Raw genomic sequence first — 17,547 nt, 5'->3', positions numbered from 1 at the left:
CGGCGCTATTCGAGCGGAGGTGTCGCGCTCAGCACTTCCTCGATGGTGGTCACGCCCTCGGCCACGCGCAGCGCGCCCGCCAGGCGCAGCGGCCGCATGCCGTCGACCACCGCCTGGCGCCGCAGCCCGGCGGTGTTGGGCTCCTTGGTGACCTGGCCCTTGAAGGCCTCGGTGATGCTGAGCAGCTCGTAGAGGCCCATGCGGCCCATGTAGCCCGTCATGCGGCAGTCGACGCAGCCCACCGGCTTGTACGCACGCACCGAGCCGTTGATCTGCCAGGGCTTGACGAACTCGGCGAGCTTTTCGCGCGTGACCGACTCGTCGGGTTCCTTGCAGTTGGGGCACAGGGTCCGCACCAGCCGCTGTGCCAGCACGCCGAGCATCACGGCCGTGATCAGGTAGGAAGGCACGCCGAGCTCCATGAGCCGGGTGATCGCGCTCGGCGCGTCGTTGGTGTGCAGCGTGCTGAACACCAGGTGCCCCGTGAGCGCCGCCTGCACCGCCATCTCGGCGGTCGCCAGGTCTCGGATCTCGCCGACCATGATGATGTCCGGGTCCTGCCGCATCAGCGCCCGCAACCCTTCGGTGAAGCCGAAGTCGAGCTGCGTCTGCACCTGCGTCTGGTTGAACGAGGGCTCGATCATCTCGATCGGGTCCTCGACCGTGCTCACGTTGACCTCCTCGGTCGCGATGCGCTTGAGCGTGCTGTACAGCGTGGTGGTCTTGCCCGAGCCGGTCGGACCGGTGACGAGGATGATGCCGTGCGGCCGCGTCACCAGCTTTTCCCAGCGCTCGGCGTCATGCGGCGCGAAGCCCAGCGCATCGAGGTCCTTGACCGCGGTGTCGGGGTCGAAGATGCGCATCACCATCTTCTCGCCGAAGGCCGTGGGCAGGGTCGACAGCCGCATCTCGACCTCGTCGCCACGCATGTTGCGGGTCTTGATGCGGCCGTCGAGCGGACGGCGCTTCTCGACCACGTCCATGCGGCCCAAAAGCTTGATGCGCGCCACCATCGCGTTGAGCACGCCCATGGGCATCTGGTAGGCCGGGTGCAGCACGCCGTCGATGCGAAAACGGATCATCCCCTGGTCGCGCCGCGGCTCGAGATGGATGTCGCTGGCGCGCTGATCGAAGGCGTACTGCCAGAGCCAGTCGACCACCTGCACCACGCTCTGGTCGTTGGCGTCGAGCTGCTTGTTGGTCTTGCCGAGCTCGACCAGCTGCTCGAAGCTGGCACCGCCCGCGCTGCCGCCCGCCTTCTGGGCCGCCCGCACCGACTTGGCGAGCGCGAAGAACTCGGCCGTGTAGCGCTGGATATCGGTCGGGTTGGAGACCACGCGGCGCACCGAGCGGCGCGACTGGCGCTCGACCTCGGCGATCCAGTCGGTCAGGAAGGGCTCGGCCGTGGCAACCACCACCTCGTTCGGCGTCACCTGCACCGGCAGCACCTTGTGGCGCTCGGCGTAGGCCGCGCTCATGGTGTCGGCCACCTTGCCGACGTCGACCTTGATCGGATCGATGCGCAGGTAGGCCAGGCCGGCGCGGCCGGCCAGCCACTGGGTCAGCATCTCGAGGTCGAGCGGCTTGCCGTCGCGCTCGCGGGTCATGGCCACGTTGGCCAGGCGCACCAGAGGCGCCTGCCGGCTCTCGGCCTGGGCGCAGCGCGCCAGCGTGCGCTTGGCTTCCATTGGAGAGATCACGCCGTCCTTGGCCAGCCATTCGATCAGGTGGCTCAGCACCAGCGGGCCTTCGTGGCGCGAGGCAGCGGCAGCGGCGGGAGTGACAGCGCTCATGAGGTCAGGTCTGGGGTTTGAAGACCCGCAGCCACTTCGGCGCGGGCAGGCCCCAGCGAGTCTGGATGCTTTGTGCGCGCTCGGCAAGCACGGGCCGCTTCGGCCGGCTGGCCTCGCGCTGCGCGAGCACCACGGTGTTGCCCTCGCGCGTCGGCTTGAAGGCCCAGACCGCATCGGCGCCGAAGGCGGCAGAGATCTTCTCGAGGCTGCGCTCGTAGCTCGACGAGCGGCCGAAGAGATTGACCGTCATGCAGCCGTCCTCGGTCAGCAGGGCGCGGCAGTCGGCATAGAAGGCCTCGCTGTCGAGCACCGGCGCTGCCGCCTCGTGGTCGTAGAGGTCGACCTGCAGGGCATCGACCGTGCCGGCCCAGCGCGGCTTGCGGATCTCGGCCGAGGCATCGGCGATGACGATCTCGAGCTTGGTGTCGTCGGCCGGCAGCTTGAACCAGCCGCGGCAGGCGGCCACCACCTGCGGGTTGAGCTCGATCGCGGTGGTGCGCATGCGCAGCTGCTTGCGGCAGAACTTGGTGAGGCTGGCCGCGCCGAGCCCGAGCTGCATCGCATGCCGCTTGCCGACGCTCGCGGGGTCGACGAACAGCAGCCAGGCCATCATGCGCTGCACGTATTCGAGCTCGATCTCGAACGGCGCATCGAGCTTCATCGAGCCCTGGACCCACTCGGTGCCGAGGTGCAGATAGCGCACGTCGCCCCAATCGGAGAAATTGACTTCGGGCAACGACAGCTTCATGGGATGACCAGATACCTTTCGAATACTTCACGCCAGGCCGCCAGCTTGCGCTCGAAGCTCCATGACGCGTTGGCCGGGCTCGACGATGGCAGCCGATGCACCGGGACGCCCAGCAGGCGCGTGTGGCGCGCGTGCCTGAAGCTTTCGCCGCCGTTGTGCGCGACGGCCGCGAGCCGCGGCAGGCGCAGGCTCGCGATGTCGTTCAGGACCCCTTCCCGGATGGCCGAATCGAGGCTGCCCTCGCGCTCGCAACTGGCGTAGACGTCCCACACGCCGAGGCCGTGGTCGAGCAGCCATCTGCTACGCTTTTCATAGCTATCTTCGCCCGTGGCAAGGGGCTCTGCGGGCCACAGCGCCTGCAATATCCTCCAGAAACCATTCTGCGGGTGCGCATAATACCGCTGCTGCGCGATCGATCGGGCACCGGGAAAACTGCCGAGTATCAACACGGCGGTGTTGTCGGAAACGATCGGCGCGAGTCCCGTGAGCACGACTTTCGCGTCGCCTGGGCGCAAGGCCGGCTTATTCATAACGTTGCACGGCGGCCGACGCACAGGCCCCGGCGAGAGGATGGAACATGAATACGGAAGCGATCTGGATTTTCCTGACGACACAGGGCGTCGATTTTGGCCTGAAAGTGATCGGTGCCCTGGTGGCATGGGGGGTCGGTCGCTGGCTGATCGGCCTGGCACAGCGCCTCGCGGGTGCGGCCCTCGAGCGCGGCAAGCGCATCGACCCGACGCTCAGCAACTACCTGGTCTCCATCCTCGGCGTGCTGCTCAACATCGTCCTGATCCTCGCGATCCTCGACATGTTCGGCGTCAAGACCACCTCGTTCGCCGTGCTGCTGGCCGGCGCCGGTCTCGCCATCGGCACCGCCTGGGGCGGCCTGCTCACCCATTTCGCGGCCGGCGTGTTCCTGCAGGTGCTGCGGCCCTACAAGGTGGGCGACTACGTGACGATCGGCGGCGGCGTCAACGGCACGGTGAAGGAACTGGGCCTGTTCGGCACCACCGTCATCACGCCCGACAACGTGGTCACGACCGTGGGCAACAACAAGGTGCTGTCGGAATCGATCCAGAACTTCAGCCAGCTGGCCTTCCGCCGCGTCGACGTCACGGCCAAGGTGGCCAACGGCGTCGATGTGACGCAGGCCATCGAACTGCTGAAGGCGGCCGTGGGCCAGATCCCCAACATCGCCACCACGCCAGCGCCCGATGTCGAGATCCTCGGCTTCACACCCGAGGGCCCGCTGCTCGCGGTGCGGCCCTACACGCACACCGACCACTACTGGCAGGTCTACTTCGACACCCACAAGGCGATCGTCCAGACCTTCGGCACCGCCGGCTACCCGACGCCCGAGACGCCGCTGGTGCATCGCAACATCACGCCGCCCGCCGTGGCCTGAGCCACCGCGCCGCCAATGAAAAAACCCGCCGTCGGCGGGTTTTTCGCTGGCACGCCCGACCGGGCCGGGCGCCCGTGTTCAGGGCTTCTTGGCGGCGTCGTGCTGGGCGGTGCCGGGGATCTTCTCGCCGATCTTGTTGCCGACCTTGCGCGTACCGTCGGCGGCATCGGTGGCCACGTTGTCGACCGCCTTTCCGGTGGCCTTGGCACCCTTCTCGGTCGCCTTCACGGCCTTCTTGGTACCGCTCTTGGTAGCGTCCCAGGCCTTCTCGCTGCCGGCCTTGGTCTTGTCCCAGGCCTTCTCGGTGCCGCTCTTGGTGGCGTCCCAGGCCTTCTCGCCGGCGTTCTCGACCTTCTGGGTGGTGGTCGGTGCCGCGGTCTGCGCGACGGCCGAACCGGCGATGCAGGCAACGGCCAGCGCGACTGCTGCCGGGAGGGTGCGAACGATGGATGTATTCATGGGAAAGCTCCTTTGTTTGAGTGGAGTGACTGGCTCGCCACTATGACGCAACGGCTGCACAGGGTGCGAGGATGACACCAAAACGGCGCCCCGCAGACCGGACCGCGCAAGTCGGGCAATCCGCCTACGCGCCGTGCAGGGCTTCGCCCGACAGGCGAACGAGGGGAAGCAGCCTTGGCAGCGCCGCCGTCGCATTGCGCGTCGTCGCCTCGGCCAGCGCGCCGGTCTCGATGCCGCGCAGGGCGGCCACCACCTGCGCGATGCGCGGCAGTTCGGCGGGCTCGTTGCGCCCCTGCGATGCGCCGGCAGCGCGCTCGGCCTGGGTGCGGTAGAGCCAGTGCGGCTGGATGTCGGGGGCGTCGGTCTCCATCACGATCGCGTCGATCGGCAGCGAGCCGGCCAGGCGCCGGAGCTGCAGCGCGCGTTCGAAGGTGACGGCACCACCGAAACCCAGCTTGAGGCCCAGCGCCAGGCAGGCCTGCGCCTGCTGCGCGCTGCCATTGAAGGCGTGCGCGATGCCCTGCCAGGCCTGGCCCGGTGCCACCTGCCGCAGATGCTTGAGCACCTGGTCGACCGACCGCCGTACATGGATGACGACCGGCAAGGCGTGCTTGCGCGCCAGCTGCAACTGGGTGTGAAAGAAGCGCTCCTGGCGGGCGGCATCCAGGCCCTCGACGAAGTAGTCGAGCCCGATCTCGCCGACCGCGACCAGCCGCGGGTCGTCGCGGCGCCGGCCGAGTTCCTCGTCGAGCCGGTCCAGATCCTCGTCGCGGGCCGTGCCGGTGCACAGCGGATGGATGCCGAGCGCATAGGCATCGCCCTGCAGATGGGCAAGCTCGCGCACGGCATCGAAGTTGTCGACGGCAACCGCCGGAATGACGCACAGGGCCACGCCCGCACTGCGTGCACGGGCACGGATACGGGGCATCTCCGAACCGAATTCGGGCGCGTCGAGGTGGCAATGGGTGTCGACGAAGAAGGCCATCGCGCCATGATGCCCGAAGGGATGCACGGGCGCGGAAAGCGTGCTACCGTGGCTGCCACAGCGACTCTCTTTTGCCCGGAGGTGCCCCGATGCGCAGGCCTGCTTTCTACAGCCGCTCGCCCCGCGTACCGCAGCAGGATGCGGTGGAGCCGGGCACGTCCGCAGACGAGTCGCCCGCCTTGGCGGCAGTGCCTTCGGCCAGGCCGGCGTGGCAGCCGGGCCGTCGCAGCTTCGGCCTGCTGCTGGCACTGGTGGTCGGACTCGGCGCCACCGGCGCCTATCTGTGGCCGCGCCAGGCAGGCCCGGCCCTCACCCAGAAGGACATCGACGCCGCCGTGCTGCGCACGCTGCAGACCAACGTCCTGCCGTCGCAGGCTGCCCGCGCCGCCGACATCATCCGGCCCTCGGTCGTGCGCGTGGTCGGCTACGGCACCGAGAAGAACACGCCCGAAGCCAAGACCGAGAAGCGCGGGCGCAATCTCGCCAAGGGCAAGCCGCCCGAAACGACCGACGAGGTGCCCGGCAAGGAAGTCGAACGCGGCGTCGGCACCGGTGTCGTGATTGTCGACAAGGGCATCATCCTCACCAACCTGCACGTGGTCGCGGGCGCCGAGACCATCAAGGTCACCTTCGCCGACGGCTTCGAGGCGCCGGCCACCATCACTGCGCTGCAGCCGGAGAACGATCTCGCGGTACTGCAGGCACAGAAGCTGCCCGACGACCTGATCCCGGCCACCATGCGATCCACGGCCGACCTGATGCCGGGCGACCAGGTCGCGGCGGTCGGCTTTCCCTTCGGCATCGGCCCTTCCGTCTCGGCCGGCGTGGTCTCGGGGCTCAACCGCTCGTTCCGATCGCCCGAGGGCAAGCAGGAACTCGGCAACCTGATCCAGTTCGACGCCGCAGCCAATCCCGGCAATTCGGGCGGCCCGCTCATCAACATGAGCGGCGAGGTGCTCGGCATCGTGACCGCGATCCTCAACCCGACCCAGCAGCGCACCTTCATCGGCATCGCCTTCGCGGTACCGATCGAGAACGCCGCATCCGCCGCCGGTTCGCCGCCCTTCTGATCCACCGAAGAAAGCACAACGCCCATGAGCACAGAGTTCGAATCGACCTCCCCGGCCACGGCCGAACTGATGGAGCAGATCCTCTATCAGGTCAAGCGCGTCGTGGTCGGCCAGGACCGCTTCCTCGAGCGCGTCATGGTGGCGATGCTGGCCGGCGGCCACCTGCTGGTCGAGGGTGTTCCGGGCCTTGCGAAGACCCTCACGGTCAAGACGCTGGCCGACACGGTGCGCGGGCAGTTCAAGCGCATCCAGTTCACGCCCGACCTGGTGCCGGCGGACCTGGTCGGCACCCGCATCTACAACCAGAAGACCGGCGACTTCAGCACCTCGCTGGGCCCGGTGTTCGCCAATCTGCTGCTGGCCGACGAAATCAACCGCGCGCCGGCCAAGGTGCAGAGCGCGCTGCTCGAGGTGATGCAGGAACGCCAGGTCACGATCGCCGGCGAGACGCACAAGGTGCCGCGCCCCTTCCTCGTCATGGCCACGCAGAACCCGATCGAGACCGAGGGCACCTATCCGCTGCCCGAGGCGCAGGTCGACCGCTTCATGATGAAGGTGCTGGTCGACTACCCGACCGACGAGGAAGAGTTCGTCATCGTCCAGCGCGTCATCGGCCCCCAGGTCGATGCGCAGCCGGTCGCCAGCACCGAGCAGCTCGCTGCACTGCAGGCCGAGGCGCAGCGCGTCTACGTCGATCCCTCGCTGATCCAGTACGCGGTCAAGCTGGTGTCGGCCACGCGCACGCCCGAGAAGCACGGCCTCAAGGACATGCGCCGCTTCATCACCTTCGGCGCCAGCCCGCGCGCGAGCATCAACCTGACGCAGGGCGCACGCGCCCTGGCCATGCTGCGCGGCCGCAACTACGCGCTGCCGGAAGACATGACCGCGCTGGTGCCCGACGTGCTGCGCCACCGCGTGACGCTTTCCTACGAAGGCCTGTCCGAAGGGCTCACGCCCGACAGCCTGATCGAGCGCATCATGCGCGCCGTGCCTGCACCACCCAAGCCGCTCGAGCATGAAAAGCTGGTGGCCTAGGCGCGCGAAAGCCGCCAACGACGAGCAGCTCGCGGCCGTTGAAGCCGCGGCCAGCGGGGTCGAACGCGCGCTGCGTCGGCTCGAATGGACCGTCATACGACGCCTCGACGGCCTGCTGCAAGGCGACTACCGCACCCTGATGCGCGGCACCGGGCTGGACCTTGCCGATCTGCGCGAATACCAGCACCACGACGATGTGCGGCACATCGACTGGAACGTCACGGCCCGCCTGCAGTCGCCGCACGTTCGCGTGTTCACCGAAGACCGCGAGATGGCCGCCTGGTTCGTCCTCGACCTGAGCCGCTCGGTCGATTTCGGCTCCGGCGTGAAGGCCAAGCGCGAGATCTCTGCCGGCTTCGTCGGTGTCATCGCGCGCCTGCTCACGCGGCATGGCAACCGCGTCGGCGCGATGGTCTACGGCAACGATGTCGAAGCGGTGATTCCGCCGCGAAGCGGCCGCCGCCATGTGCTCCACCTCATGCACGCGATGGAGCGGCGCACCGCCGAGCGTGCACCGACCCAGAAGGGCATGACCCGCCTGGCCGACCTGCTCAAGTCGGCCGCCGTGCTGATTCCTCGCCGCTCGACCGTGTTCGTGGTTTCGGACTTCGTCACCGAGCCCGGCTGGGAGCGGCCGCTCGCGCATCTCGTTCAACGCCATGACGTGGTCGCCGTGCGCGTCTTCGATCCGCTCGAGCTCGAGCTGCCGGACCTCGGTCTGGTTCCGCTGCGCGACGCCGAGACCGGCGAGCAGCTCTGGGTCGACACGCACGACGCGGGCTTTCGCAAGCGCTTTGCCCGCATCGCCGCCGAACGCGAAGGACAGCTGCGCGAATCGCTGGCCAAGATCGGCGTCGACGCCCTCGAGCTCTCGACCGACGACGACCTGGTGGAAGCCATCGTGCGATTTGCCGACATGCGCAAGCGCCGCGTCCGCTCGGGCCAGGCGAACTCCAAGGCGGTGGCCGCATGAACTTCCTCTGGCCTCAATTCCTCTGGCTGCTGCTGGCCGTGCCGCTTCTGGTGCTGCTCTACCTGTGGCTCATCCGGCGCAAGAAGAAGCTCGCGCTGCGCTATGCGAGCCTGTCGATCGTGCGCGAGGCGATGGGCGCGGGCCAGACCGTGCGGCGGCACATCCCCCCTTTGCTGTTCCTGCTCGCGCTGACGGCGATGCTGATCGCCGCCGCACGGCCGATGGCGGTGGTGGTGCTGCCCTCCAACCAGCAGACCATCATCCTTGCGATGGACGTCTCGGGCAGCATGCGCGCCGCCGATGTGCAACCCAACCGGCTGGTCGCGGCGCAGGAAGCAGCCAAGAGCTTCCTCAAGGAACTGCCGCGCACCGTGAAGGTCGGCATCGTGGCCTTCGCCGGCAGTGCGCAGGTGGCGCAGCTGCCGACCACCAACCGCGACGACCTGGTCACGGCGATCGATTCCTTCCAGCTGCAGCGGGCCACCGCCACCGGCAATGCGATCGTGGTTTCGCTGGCCACGCTGTTCCCCGAGGCGGGCATCGACATCGCGGACTTCGCGCCCAAGAGCCGCCAGACCGGCACCCCGATCGAGCGCGCGGGCAAGCCGGCACCCAAGGAGTTCACGCCGGTGACGCCGGGCTCCTACACCTCGGCGGCGATCATCATGCTGACCGACGGCCAGCGCACCACGGGCGTCGATCCGCTCGACGCCGCCAAGGTGGCGGCCGACCGCGGCGTGCGCGTCTACACGGTGGGCATCGGCACGGTCGACGGCGAGACCATCGGCTTCGAGGGCTGGTCGATGCGCGTGCGGCTCGACGAGGAGACGCTCAAAGCGATCGCCAACAAGACCCAGGCCGAGTACTTCTATGCGGGCACCGCCAACGACCTCAAGAAGGTCTACAACACGCTGAGCTCGCGGCTCACGGTCGAGAAGAAGGAGACCGAGGTCTCGGCCCTGTTCGCGATGGCTGCCGCAGCGCTGGCGCTGGTCTCGGCAGGACTCTCGCTGCTCTGGTTCAACCGCATCCTCTAGAAAAATTCCTCCGCAAACGAAGGTCTACACCGACCTGAAGTTTTCCCCGGCTAAACTGGCCCGAAAGGGAGCCGAGGCCGCGACTTGACGGCCAAGCCCGGAGGAATCACGCACGTGCTCAGCGAGTTCGCAGACATTCTCAGAAGGCATCCCGAGATCGCCTTGTTCCTGGTGCTTTCGATCGGCTATGCGATCGGACAGATCAGCTTCGGACCGATCCAGCTCGGCGGCGTCTGCGGCACGCTGATCGTCGCGCTGCTCGTGGGCCAGCTCGGCATCACGCTCGACAACGGTGTGAAGAACGTCTTCTTCATGCTGTTCATCTTCGCGCTCGGCTACGCGGGCGGCCCGCAGTTCTTCGCCAATCTCGACGCCAAGGGCCTGCGCATGGGCTTGCTGTGCCTGGTGGAGGTGGTGGTGGTGATCGCACTCGTGGTGGGCGCGAGTCGCTTCTTCGGCTTCGATCCGGGCACCGCGGCCGGCCTCATGGCGGGCGCCGCGACAGAGTCGGCCGTGGTCGGTACCGCGACCGACGCCATCTCCAAGCTGGCTCTGCCGGCCGAGCAGATCCAGCAGTTGCAGGCCAATGTGGTGACCGCCTATTCGATCACCTACATCTTCGGACTGATCGCGATCGTGATCGTCACGAGCCAGATCTTTCCGCTGCTGTTGCGCATCAACCTGCGTGCCGAGGCCGACAAGCTCTGGCGCTCGATGGGCGGCGGTGCGACCGAAGGCGAGAGCGCGACGCCGGACATCGTCGGCCGCGTGTTCGACGTGGGTCCCAGGGGCCAGGGTCGCACGGTGGCCGAACTCATGGGACCCTTCGAGCGCCGCGCGGGCATCGAGCGCGTGAAGCGCGGCGACGCCACGCTCGAGATCACGCCTTCGCTGGTGCTGGCTGCCGACGATCGGGTGCTGGTGTTCGGCGAACGCAGCGCGATGGTGGCCATCGGCGCCGAGTTCGGTCGCGAGCATGCCGACACCAGCGACCTCGAGGTGGTGGTCGAGACTGCCGAGGTGGTGGTGAACCATCCCCAATGGTTCGACCGCAGCCTGCGCGAGCTCAAGGTGCACGACGGCGAGGCGCAGGGCACCTTGCCGCGGCTGCCGCAGAACCTGCACGTGGTCGGCGTGGTGCGCGACGGCCACACGATGCCGCTGCTGCCCGACTTCCGGCTCAAGAAACGCGACGTGCTCAAGCTGCTCGGCCCGAGCGCCGACATCACAAAGGTGCTGCCGCTCTTCGGCGACCGCGTCATCCGGTCCGCGCGCACCAACATGAGCTACATGGCGGCCGGCATCCTGGCGGGCGTGTTCATCGGCCACTTCAGCATCAAGTTCGGCGGCATCCCGTTCTCGCTCGGCACCGGTGGCGGTGCGCTGCTCAGCGGCCTCGCCTTCGGCTGGTGGCAGGCCCGGAACCCGCACCGGCTCAGCATCCCCGACGACGCCCTCGCGCTCATGAAGGACATCGGCCTGGCCACCTTCATCGCCTGCGTCGGCCTTGCATCGGGACCGCAGGCGCTGGACCTGATCCACAAGTTCGGTATCGCGCTGCCGCTGCTGGGCGTGGCGATCGCGGTGGTGCCTGCCTGCTGCTCGCTGTTCGTGGGGCGCAAGCTGCTCAAGATCGAGACACCGGTGCTGCTCGGCGCGATCGCCGGCCAGCAATGCAGCACGCCCGCGCTCAGCGCGGTCCAGAACGCGGCCGGCAATACCACGCCATTGCTCGGCTACACCATCACCTACGCGATCTCGAACGTGATACTGCCCCTGATGGGGCCGCTGATCGTCGGCATCGTCAGCGCCATGCAGGCGCACTGAACAAGGACCACCCGACCATGGAATGGCTGCACGAACTGTTCAAGCGATCGCCCGAGATGGCGCTCTTCCTCTCGCTGGCGGTCGGCTACTGGATCGGCAAGTTCAAGTTCGGCAAGTTCCAGCTCGGCGGCGTTGCCGGCTCGCTGCTGGCGGCCGTGGTGGTGAGCCAGGTCGGCGTGCAGATCGACAACGGTGTCAAGGCCGTGCTGTTCGCGCTGTTCATCTACGCGGTCGGCTTCGAGAGCGGCCCGCAATTCTTCAGCTCGCTGGGCAAGCGTTCGATAAAAGAGATCGTGCTGGCCGCTGTGATGGCACTGACCGGCCTGGCCACCGTGATCGTCATGGCCAAGCTGTTCTCGCTCGACAAGGGGCTGGCCGCGGGCATCGCGGCCGGCGGCCTCACGCAGTCGGCCATCATCGGCACCGCGGGCGACGCGATCGCCAAGCTCGGTCTCTCGGCCGACGAAACCACGCGGCTGCAGGGCAACGTCGCGATCGGCTATGCGGTGACCTACGTCTTCGGCTCCTTCGGCGCCATCATCGTGTGCGTCAACATCCTCCCGCGCTTCATGGGCCGCTCGATCCGCGACGATGCGGTGGCCGAGGAAATGCGCATGCAGGCCGGGGCCGCGGCGCTCGGCCCCGACCAGCAGGCGGCCGCGCCGGCGCTGGTGGGCCGCATCTACGAGCTCACGAGCGACCCGAAGCGCAGCGTTGCCGATATCGAGAACGCGACTCCGGCCACCACGATCACGATCGAGCGCGTCAAGCGCGACGGCAAGTTCATCGAGGTCGGGCCCGACCTGCGGCTCGCGCAGGGTGACATCGTGCTGGTGGTCGGGCGCCGCGAGGCCGTGGTGTCCAGCGCGCCGATGCTCGGGCGCGAGCTCGACGGCGTCGACGGCATGGAACTCACCATGCACAAGCGCGACATCGTGCTGGCCCGCAACGAGTTCGACGGCAAGACCATCGGCCGCATCCGCACAGAGACCGCCGGCGGCGCCCGCCACGGCATCTTCGTGACGCAGATCAGCCGCATGGGCCGGGTTTTGCCGATGAAGGACGACACGGTGGTGCAGGCCGGCGACCTGGTCTCGATCTTCGGTGCCGAGCAGGATGTCAAGCGGGTCGCCTCGCGCATCGGCGAGACCATCGTGCCCAGCAGCAAGACCGACTTCGTCTACCTCGGCGCCGGCCTCGTCGTGGGTCTGCTGATCGGCCTGCTGAGCGTCAAGCTCGGGGACATCCCGCTCACGCTCGGCAGCGGCGGCGGCGCGCTGCTGTCGGGCCTGCTGTTCGGCTGGTACCGCGCACGGCGCCAGACCTTCGGCGCCCTGCCGGCCGGTGCGGTGCAGTTGCTCAAGGACCTCGGCCTGGCCGGCTTCGTGGTGGTGGTGGGCCTGTCGTCGGGCCTGCAGGCGGTGCAGACCATCCGCGAACTCGGCCTCACGATCTTCGGCGTCGGCGTCGTCGTGACGCTGGTCCCGATGCTGATCACGATGGTCTTCGGCCGCTACGTGCTGCGCTACGACAACGTGGCGAACTTCGCCGGCGCGCTGTCGGGCTCGCGCAGTGCCAACCCGGCCTTCGGCGAGGTGCTCGACAAGGCCGAGAACGCGATCCCGACGGTGCCGTTCGCGATCACCTACGCGCTGGCCAACGTCTTTCTCACGCTGCTCGGACCGCTGATCGTGGCGCTGGTCTGAGCAGGCGTGCCATCCCTTCAATCTCGATCCCAAAGGAAACAACAATGGAATTCAGCGACGTCGAAAAGCTTGGCAACCTGAGCCCCTTCGAACTCAAGGATGCCCTGATCAAGGTCGCCAGCGAGAGCGATCGCCTGATGCTGAACGCGGGCCGCGGCAATCCGAACTTCCTGGCCACGACGCCACGCCACGGCTTCTTCCAGTTCGGCCTGTTCGCCATGAGCGAATCCGAGCGTTCCTATGTCTACATGGACGACGTCGGCGGCTTCCCGCAGCGCGAAGGCATCGAGGCGCGCTTCGAGATCTTCACGCAGACGAACCGCGGCGTGCCCGGCGTGCGCTTCATCGAGTCCGCGGTCTCGTACGTGCGCGACCAGCTCGGCCTGTCGGCCGGCGACTTCATCTACGAGATGTGCGAGGCCATCCTGGGCTGCAACTACCCGGTGCCCGACCGCATGCTGCGACTGTCGGAGATCATCGTGGGCCAGTACATCCACCGCGAGATGATCGGCACCCATCCCTTCGTGGGCAAGTTCGACATGTATGCGGTCGAAGGCGGCACCGCGGCCATGACCTACCTGTTCAACAGCCTGCGCGAGAACCACCTGATCGAAGCCGGCGACACGATCGCGCTCGGCATGCCGATCTTCACGCCCTACATCGAGATCCCGCATCTCAATGACTACCAGCTGCTCGAGCTCAACATCGACGCCGAGCCCGAGAACAACTGGCAGTACACCAAGAAGGAACTGCAGAAGCTGCTCGACCCGAAGGTCAAGGCCTTCTTCCTCTGCAATCCGAGCAATCCGCCCTCGGTCAAGATGAGCGACGAGGTGCTGGCGAACATCGCCGAGATCGTGAAGCAGCGGCCCGACCTGATCATCCTCACGGACGACGTCTACGGCACCTTCGCGGACAACTTCGTCTCGCTGTTCGCCATCTGCCCGCACAACACGATCCTGGTCTATTCGTTCTCGAAGTACTTCGGTGCCACGGGCTGGCGCATGGGCGTGGTGGCGACGCACGAGGACAACATCCTCGACCGCAAGATCGCGGCGCTGCCCGAAGCCAGGCGCAAGGAACTCGACGAACGCTACAGCTCGATCACCACCGAGCCGCGCAAGCTCAAGTTCATCGACCGGCTGGTGGCCGACAGCCGCACCGTGGCGCTCAACCACACGGCCGGCCTGTCGACGCCGGTGCAGGCGCAGATGGTGATGTTCTCGCTGTTCTCGCTGATGGACGAACCGCAGGCCTACAAGGCCGCCATGAAGCGCATCGTGCTGCGCCGCAAGGAGGCGCTCTACCGTGCGCTGGGCCTGCCGATGGTGGTCGACCCGAATTCGGTGCGCTACTACCACCTGCTCGACATGGAGGAGATCGCGACCCAGATGCACGGGCCGGCCTTCGCCAAGTGGCTGCTGACGCAGCTCAAGCCCAACGAGGCACTGTTCCGCCTCGCGGAGGAAACCAGCATCGTGCTGCTGCCGGGCCGCGGTTTCGGCGGCACGCACGCCTCGGGCCGCGTCTCGCTCGCGAACCTCAACGAGTACGACTACGCCAACATCGGCAAGTCGATCCGCGGCATGGCGTCGGAGTACTTCGAGCGCTTCCAGAAGGAGACCGGCGGCACGGCAAATGCGGGCAAGGCTTCCAAGCCCAAGGCGGTGAAGAAGGGCAGGAAGTAGTCCCGCCCATGGCCAGAACCAACGAATGGGTCGACAAGATGGTCGCGCTGCTGCGCACCGGCAACAGCACGGCCGCGATCGCGCAGATCAAGGTGGCGCCCGGCGCCAAGGAGCTGCGGCTGCTGCAGGCCGCGCTGGCCTCGGCGAAGCTCACCGGGCGCTGGCGCGACGTCGACGTCGCGATCGCCGACAACATCGACGCACTGGCGGCGCCGCGGCTGCATCGCTCGCCGTAGCGCCTGCGTGCGCCCGCCCGCTCAGCGGTCGGGCCACCGCTGCGGCACGCGGCGCAGCCCCTCCGTCGAATAGCCGAGCGCCTTCAGCCGCTGCACCGCGGCTGCATAGTCACTGTCCGCAATCCGCGGCGTTCGCGCCATGATCCACGCGTAGTCGCGCTGGCTGCGACCGATGATCGTGAGCCGGTAGGCCGGATCGAGATCGACGATGACGTATTCGGCCTCGATCGGCCAGACGAACTGCATGCCCCACACGGCGTTGCGCGTGCCGGGCCGCACGCGCCCGACCGGATGCAGGGTCTTGACGGGTGCCTCGAAGCTGCCGTCCCGGTATTCGAAGGTGGTGCGGATGGCGCCATCCGCATCGAGCACATACGATTCGCGCGCGTTGAAGGCCTCCCGCTCCAGCCGGGTCGGGATGTTCCCGATCACGTACCAGTCGCCCATGAAGCGCTCGAGGTCGACCTCGGCAACCGGCGCGATCGTCGGCGGCGCATGCGCGCAGCCGGCGATCCCGGCTCCCAGCGCGAGCGCGCCCAGCGACGCGACCGCAATCCGCATCCATCGATTCATCGCCCGACTCCGGTGACCAATCCCCGGTGTACGCAGGGACGCGGGCAGTGGATCAGTCCGCCAGTCGTCCCGCCGTCAGCCGCAGCACCCGGTCGCAGCGTGCAGCCAGGCTCTCGTCGTGCGTGACCATCACGAAGGCGGTGCCGCGGTCGCGCGCGAGCTGCAGCATCAGCGCGAAGACACCATCCGCGGTGGTGCGGTCGAGGTTGCCGGTGGGCTCGTCGGCCAGCACGCAGTCGGGCTGGGTCACGAGGGCGCGCGCGATCGCCACGCGCTGGCGCTCCCCGCCCGACAGCTCGGCCGGACGGTGCTGCACGCGCTCGCCGAGGCCCACGGACTGCAGCATCGCGGCTGCGGCGGCCGCCGATTCGGGCGGCGGCAGGCGCCGGATCTTGAGCGGCATCGCGACGTTGTCGAGTGCGCTGAACTCCGGCAGCAGGTGGTGGAACTGGTAGACGAAGCCCAGATGCCGGTTGCGCAGGCGCCCCTGCTCGGCCGCGTCCACGTGCGCGATGTTCTTGCCGTGCAGCTCGACGCTGCCCGCGGTCGGCGCATCGAGGCCGCCCATCAGATGCAGCAGCGTGCTCTTGCCCGAGCCCGAGGCGCCGACGATCGCCAGCGTCTCGCCCGCGTGCACGTCGAGGTCGACGCCATGCAGCACCGTGAGGTCGATGCGCCCTTCGTGGAAGCGCTTGGCCAGGCCTCTTACCTTCAGCACCACCTCACTCATAGCGCAGCGCCTCCGCGGGGTTGACGCGGCTCGCGCGCCAGCTCGGATAGAGCGTGGCCACGAAGGCCAGCACCAGCGAGATGATGGTGATCGGCATGATGTCGGCACGCTGCGGATCGCTCGGCATCTTGCTGATCAGGTAGATGTCCTTGGGCAGGAAGCTGGCATGGAACAGGCGCTCCAGCGCCGGCACGATGACGTCGATGTTGTAGGCGATGCCGAGGCCGAGCAGCAGACCGGCCAGCGTGCCGATCACGCCCACCATGGCGCCCTGCACCACGAAGATGCCCATGATGCTCTTCGGGCTCGAGCCCAGCGTGCGCAGGATCGCGATGTCGGCGCGCTTGTCGGTGACGGTCATGACCAGCGTCGACACCAGGTTGAACGCCGCCACCGCGACGATCAGCGTGAGGATGATGAACATCATGCGTTTCTCGACCTGCACCGCGGCGAACCAGGTCTTGTTGGCACGGGTCCAGTCGCGGATCAGGAACTCGCCGGGCAGCGTGGCCGCGAGCTGGTCGGCCACCTGGCGGGCCTGGTGCAGGTCCTTGAGCTTGAGCCGCACGCCGGTCGGGCCTTCGAGGCGGAACACGCGGGCGGCGTCCTGCTCGTGGACCATGGCGAGCGCCGAGTCGTACTCGTAGTGGCCCGAGTCGAAGGTGCCGACCACGGTGAAGGGCTTGAAGCGCGGCATCACGCCGGCCGGCGTGACCTGGCCGCCCGGAGCCACCAGCGTGACCTGGTCGCCGACGCGCACGTACATCGAGCGCGCCAGCTCCACGCCCAGCACGATGCCGAACTCGCCCGGCACCAGCTTGTCGAGCGCCCCCTGCTGCGCGGTGGTCGAGATGTCCGTCACCTGCGGCTCGAGCTTCGGGTCGATGCCGCGAATCAATGCGCCCTTCATGTCCTCGCCGCGCGCGAGCAGCGCCTGCGAGGTGACGAAGGGCGCGACGCCTATCACCTCGGGGTTCTTGCGCGCCGCCGCCATGATGGCGTCGATGTCGCCGAGCGCCTGGCCGTCGCGCGAGAAGATCTCGATGTGGGAGATGACGCCGAGCATGCGGTCGGTGACTTCCTTCTGGAAGCCGTTCATCACGCTCAGCACGATGATCAGCGCGGCGACGCCGAGCGCGATGCCGAACATCGACACGCCCGAGATGAAGGAGATGAAGCCGTTGCGCCGCGTGGCCCGGCCGGCACGGGTGTAACGCCAGCCGAGTTGCAGTTCATAGGGAAGGGGCATAAGGGCGGAATTGTGGCATCCCGGACAATA

At 67.7% G+C, this 17,547-nt stretch carries 17 protein-coding genes; 9 read left to right on the top strand and 8 right to left on the bottom strand.

What is annotated here, in order from left to right:
• Window positions 1–5: 5 nt before the first annotated feature.
• Genes tfpB through QTH87_RS08790 form a run of 3 tightly spaced genes read right to left on the bottom strand, consistent with a single transcriptional unit; the run spans window position 6 to window position 3,071 of the window.
• On the bottom strand, window positions 6–1,793 hold the full coding sequence (gene tfpB, locus QTH87_RS08800; protein ID WP_286608541.1) for a type IV pilus assembly ATPase TfpB: 1,788 nt from the start codon (window positions 1,791–1,793) through the stop codon (window positions 6–8).
• Window positions 1,794–1,797: 4 nt separating this feature from the next.
• Entirely contained in the window at window positions 1,798–2,541 is a 744-nt protein-coding gene (locus tag QTH87_RS08795) for a class I SAM-dependent methyltransferase (RefSeq protein WP_286608540.1), read from the bottom strand.
• Window positions 2,538–3,071: a DNA-deoxyinosine glycosylase gene (locus tag QTH87_RS08790; protein ID WP_286608539.1), complete on the bottom strand. Its 534-nt coding sequence runs from the start codon at window positions 3,069–3,071 to the stop codon at window positions 2,538–2,540. Before QTH87_RS08790 ends, QTH87_RS08795 begins: the two co-directional genes overlap by 4 nt.
• Before the next feature lie 47 nt (window positions 3,072–3,118).
• Between QTH87_RS08790 and QTH87_RS08785 the strand changes: the two genes are divergently transcribed.
• Entirely contained in the window at window positions 3,119–3,949 is an 831-nt protein-coding gene (locus QTH87_RS08785; protein ID WP_286608538.1) for a mechanosensitive ion channel family protein, read from the top strand.
• A 78-nt stretch (window positions 3,950–4,027) separates the two neighbouring features.
• On the opposite strand, the gene QTH87_RS08780 is transcribed toward QTH87_RS08785, so the two are convergent.
• A complete protein-coding gene (locus QTH87_RS08780; RefSeq protein ID WP_286608537.1) occupies window positions 4,028–4,408 on the bottom strand; it encodes a hypothetical protein in 381 nt (126 codons plus the stop codon).
• A gap of 124 nt (window positions 4,409–4,532) precedes the next feature.
• Complete coding sequence (locus tag QTH87_RS08775) at window positions 4,533–5,393, bottom strand: TatD family hydrolase (protein ID WP_286608536.1); 861 nt, start codon at window positions 5,391–5,393, stop codon at window positions 4,533–4,535.
• Window positions 5,394–5,482: 89 nt separating this feature from the next.
• Between QTH87_RS08775 and QTH87_RS08770 the strand changes: the two genes are divergently transcribed.
• The 8 genes from QTH87_RS08770 to QTH87_RS08735 all read left to right on the top strand — a co-directional run bounded on the left by QTH87_RS08770 (window position 5,483) and on the right by QTH87_RS08735 (window position 14,965).
• Window positions 5,483–6,463 (top strand): S1C family serine protease, encoded by a 981-nt coding sequence (locus tag QTH87_RS08770; protein ID WP_286608535.1) that lies wholly within the window; start codon window positions 5,483–5,485, stop codon window positions 6,461–6,463.
• Between the two features lie 24 nt (window positions 6,464–6,487).
• Entirely contained in the window at window positions 6,488–7,498 is a 1,011-nt protein-coding gene (locus QTH87_RS08765) for an AAA family ATPase (RefSeq protein ID WP_286608534.1), read from the top strand.
• The gene (locus tag QTH87_RS08760) at window positions 7,479–8,471 is read left to right on the top strand and encodes a DUF58 domain-containing protein (protein ID WP_286608533.1); all 993 of its coding nucleotides are present in this window, start codon (window positions 7,479–7,481) and stop codon (window positions 8,469–8,471) included. Before QTH87_RS08765 ends, QTH87_RS08760 begins: the two co-directional genes overlap by 20 nt.
• Window positions 8,468–9,508, top strand: a complete 1,041-nt coding sequence (locus QTH87_RS08755; protein ID WP_286608532.1) for a VWA domain-containing protein — start codon at window positions 8,468–8,470, stop codon at window positions 9,506–9,508. The genes QTH87_RS08760 and QTH87_RS08755 overlap by 4 nt, the downstream gene beginning before the upstream one ends.
• Before the next feature lie 84 nt (window positions 9,509–9,592).
• The gene (aspT, locus tag QTH87_RS08750) at window positions 9,593–11,335 is read left to right on the top strand and encodes an aspartate-alanine antiporter (RefSeq protein WP_286608531.1); all 1,743 of its coding nucleotides are present in this window, start codon (window positions 9,593–9,595) and stop codon (window positions 11,333–11,335) included.
• Window positions 11,336–11,352: 17 nt separating this feature from the next.
• Window positions 11,353–13,041, top strand: a complete 1,689-nt coding sequence (gene aspT, locus QTH87_RS08745; protein ID WP_286608530.1) for an aspartate-alanine antiporter — start codon at window positions 11,353–11,355, stop codon at window positions 13,039–13,041.
• A 44-nt stretch (window positions 13,042–13,085) separates the two neighbouring features.
• Window positions 13,086–14,729 (top strand): bifunctional aspartate transaminase/aspartate 4-decarboxylase, encoded by a 1,644-nt coding sequence (locus tag QTH87_RS08740; protein ID WP_286608529.1) that lies wholly within the window; start codon window positions 13,086–13,088, stop codon window positions 14,727–14,729.
• A gap of 8 nt (window positions 14,730–14,737) precedes the next feature.
• Window positions 14,738–14,965 carry a hypothetical protein gene (locus QTH87_RS08735; protein ID WP_286608528.1) on the top strand — a complete coding sequence of 76 codons (228 nt, stop codon included), beginning with the start codon at window positions 14,738–14,740 and terminating at the stop codon, window positions 14,963–14,965.
• Between the two features lie 21 nt (window positions 14,966–14,986).
• Here the strand turns inward: QTH87_RS08735 and QTH87_RS08730 are convergent, their stop codons facing one another.
• Genes QTH87_RS08730 through QTH87_RS08720 form a run of 3 tightly spaced genes read right to left on the bottom strand, consistent with a single transcriptional unit; the run spans window position 14,987 to window position 17,517 of the window.
• A complete protein-coding gene (locus QTH87_RS08730) occupies window positions 14,987–15,538 on the bottom strand; it encodes a lipocalin family protein (protein ID WP_286608527.1) in 552 nt (183 codons plus the stop codon).
• A 52-nt stretch (window positions 15,539–15,590) separates the two neighbouring features.
• The gene (gene lolD / locus QTH87_RS08725; protein WP_286608526.1) at window positions 15,591–16,268 is read right to left on the bottom strand and encodes a lipoprotein-releasing ABC transporter ATP-binding protein LolD; all 678 of its coding nucleotides are present in this window, start codon (window positions 16,266–16,268) and stop codon (window positions 15,591–15,593) included.
• On the bottom strand, window positions 16,261–17,517 hold the full coding sequence (locus QTH87_RS08720) for a lipoprotein-releasing ABC transporter permease subunit (protein ID WP_286608525.1): 1,257 nt from the start codon (window positions 17,515–17,517) through the stop codon (window positions 16,261–16,263). Before QTH87_RS08720 ends, lolD begins: the two co-directional genes overlap by 8 nt.
• Window positions 17,518–17,547: the final 30 nt, after the last annotated feature.

This window comes from Variovorax jilinensis, from assembly GCF_030316885.1.
Taxonomy (GTDB): domain Bacteria; phylum Pseudomonadota; class Gammaproteobacteria; order Burkholderiales; family Burkholderiaceae_C; genus Variovorax; species Variovorax jilinensis.
This window is presented reverse-complemented; position numbering and strand designations above follow the sequence as displayed.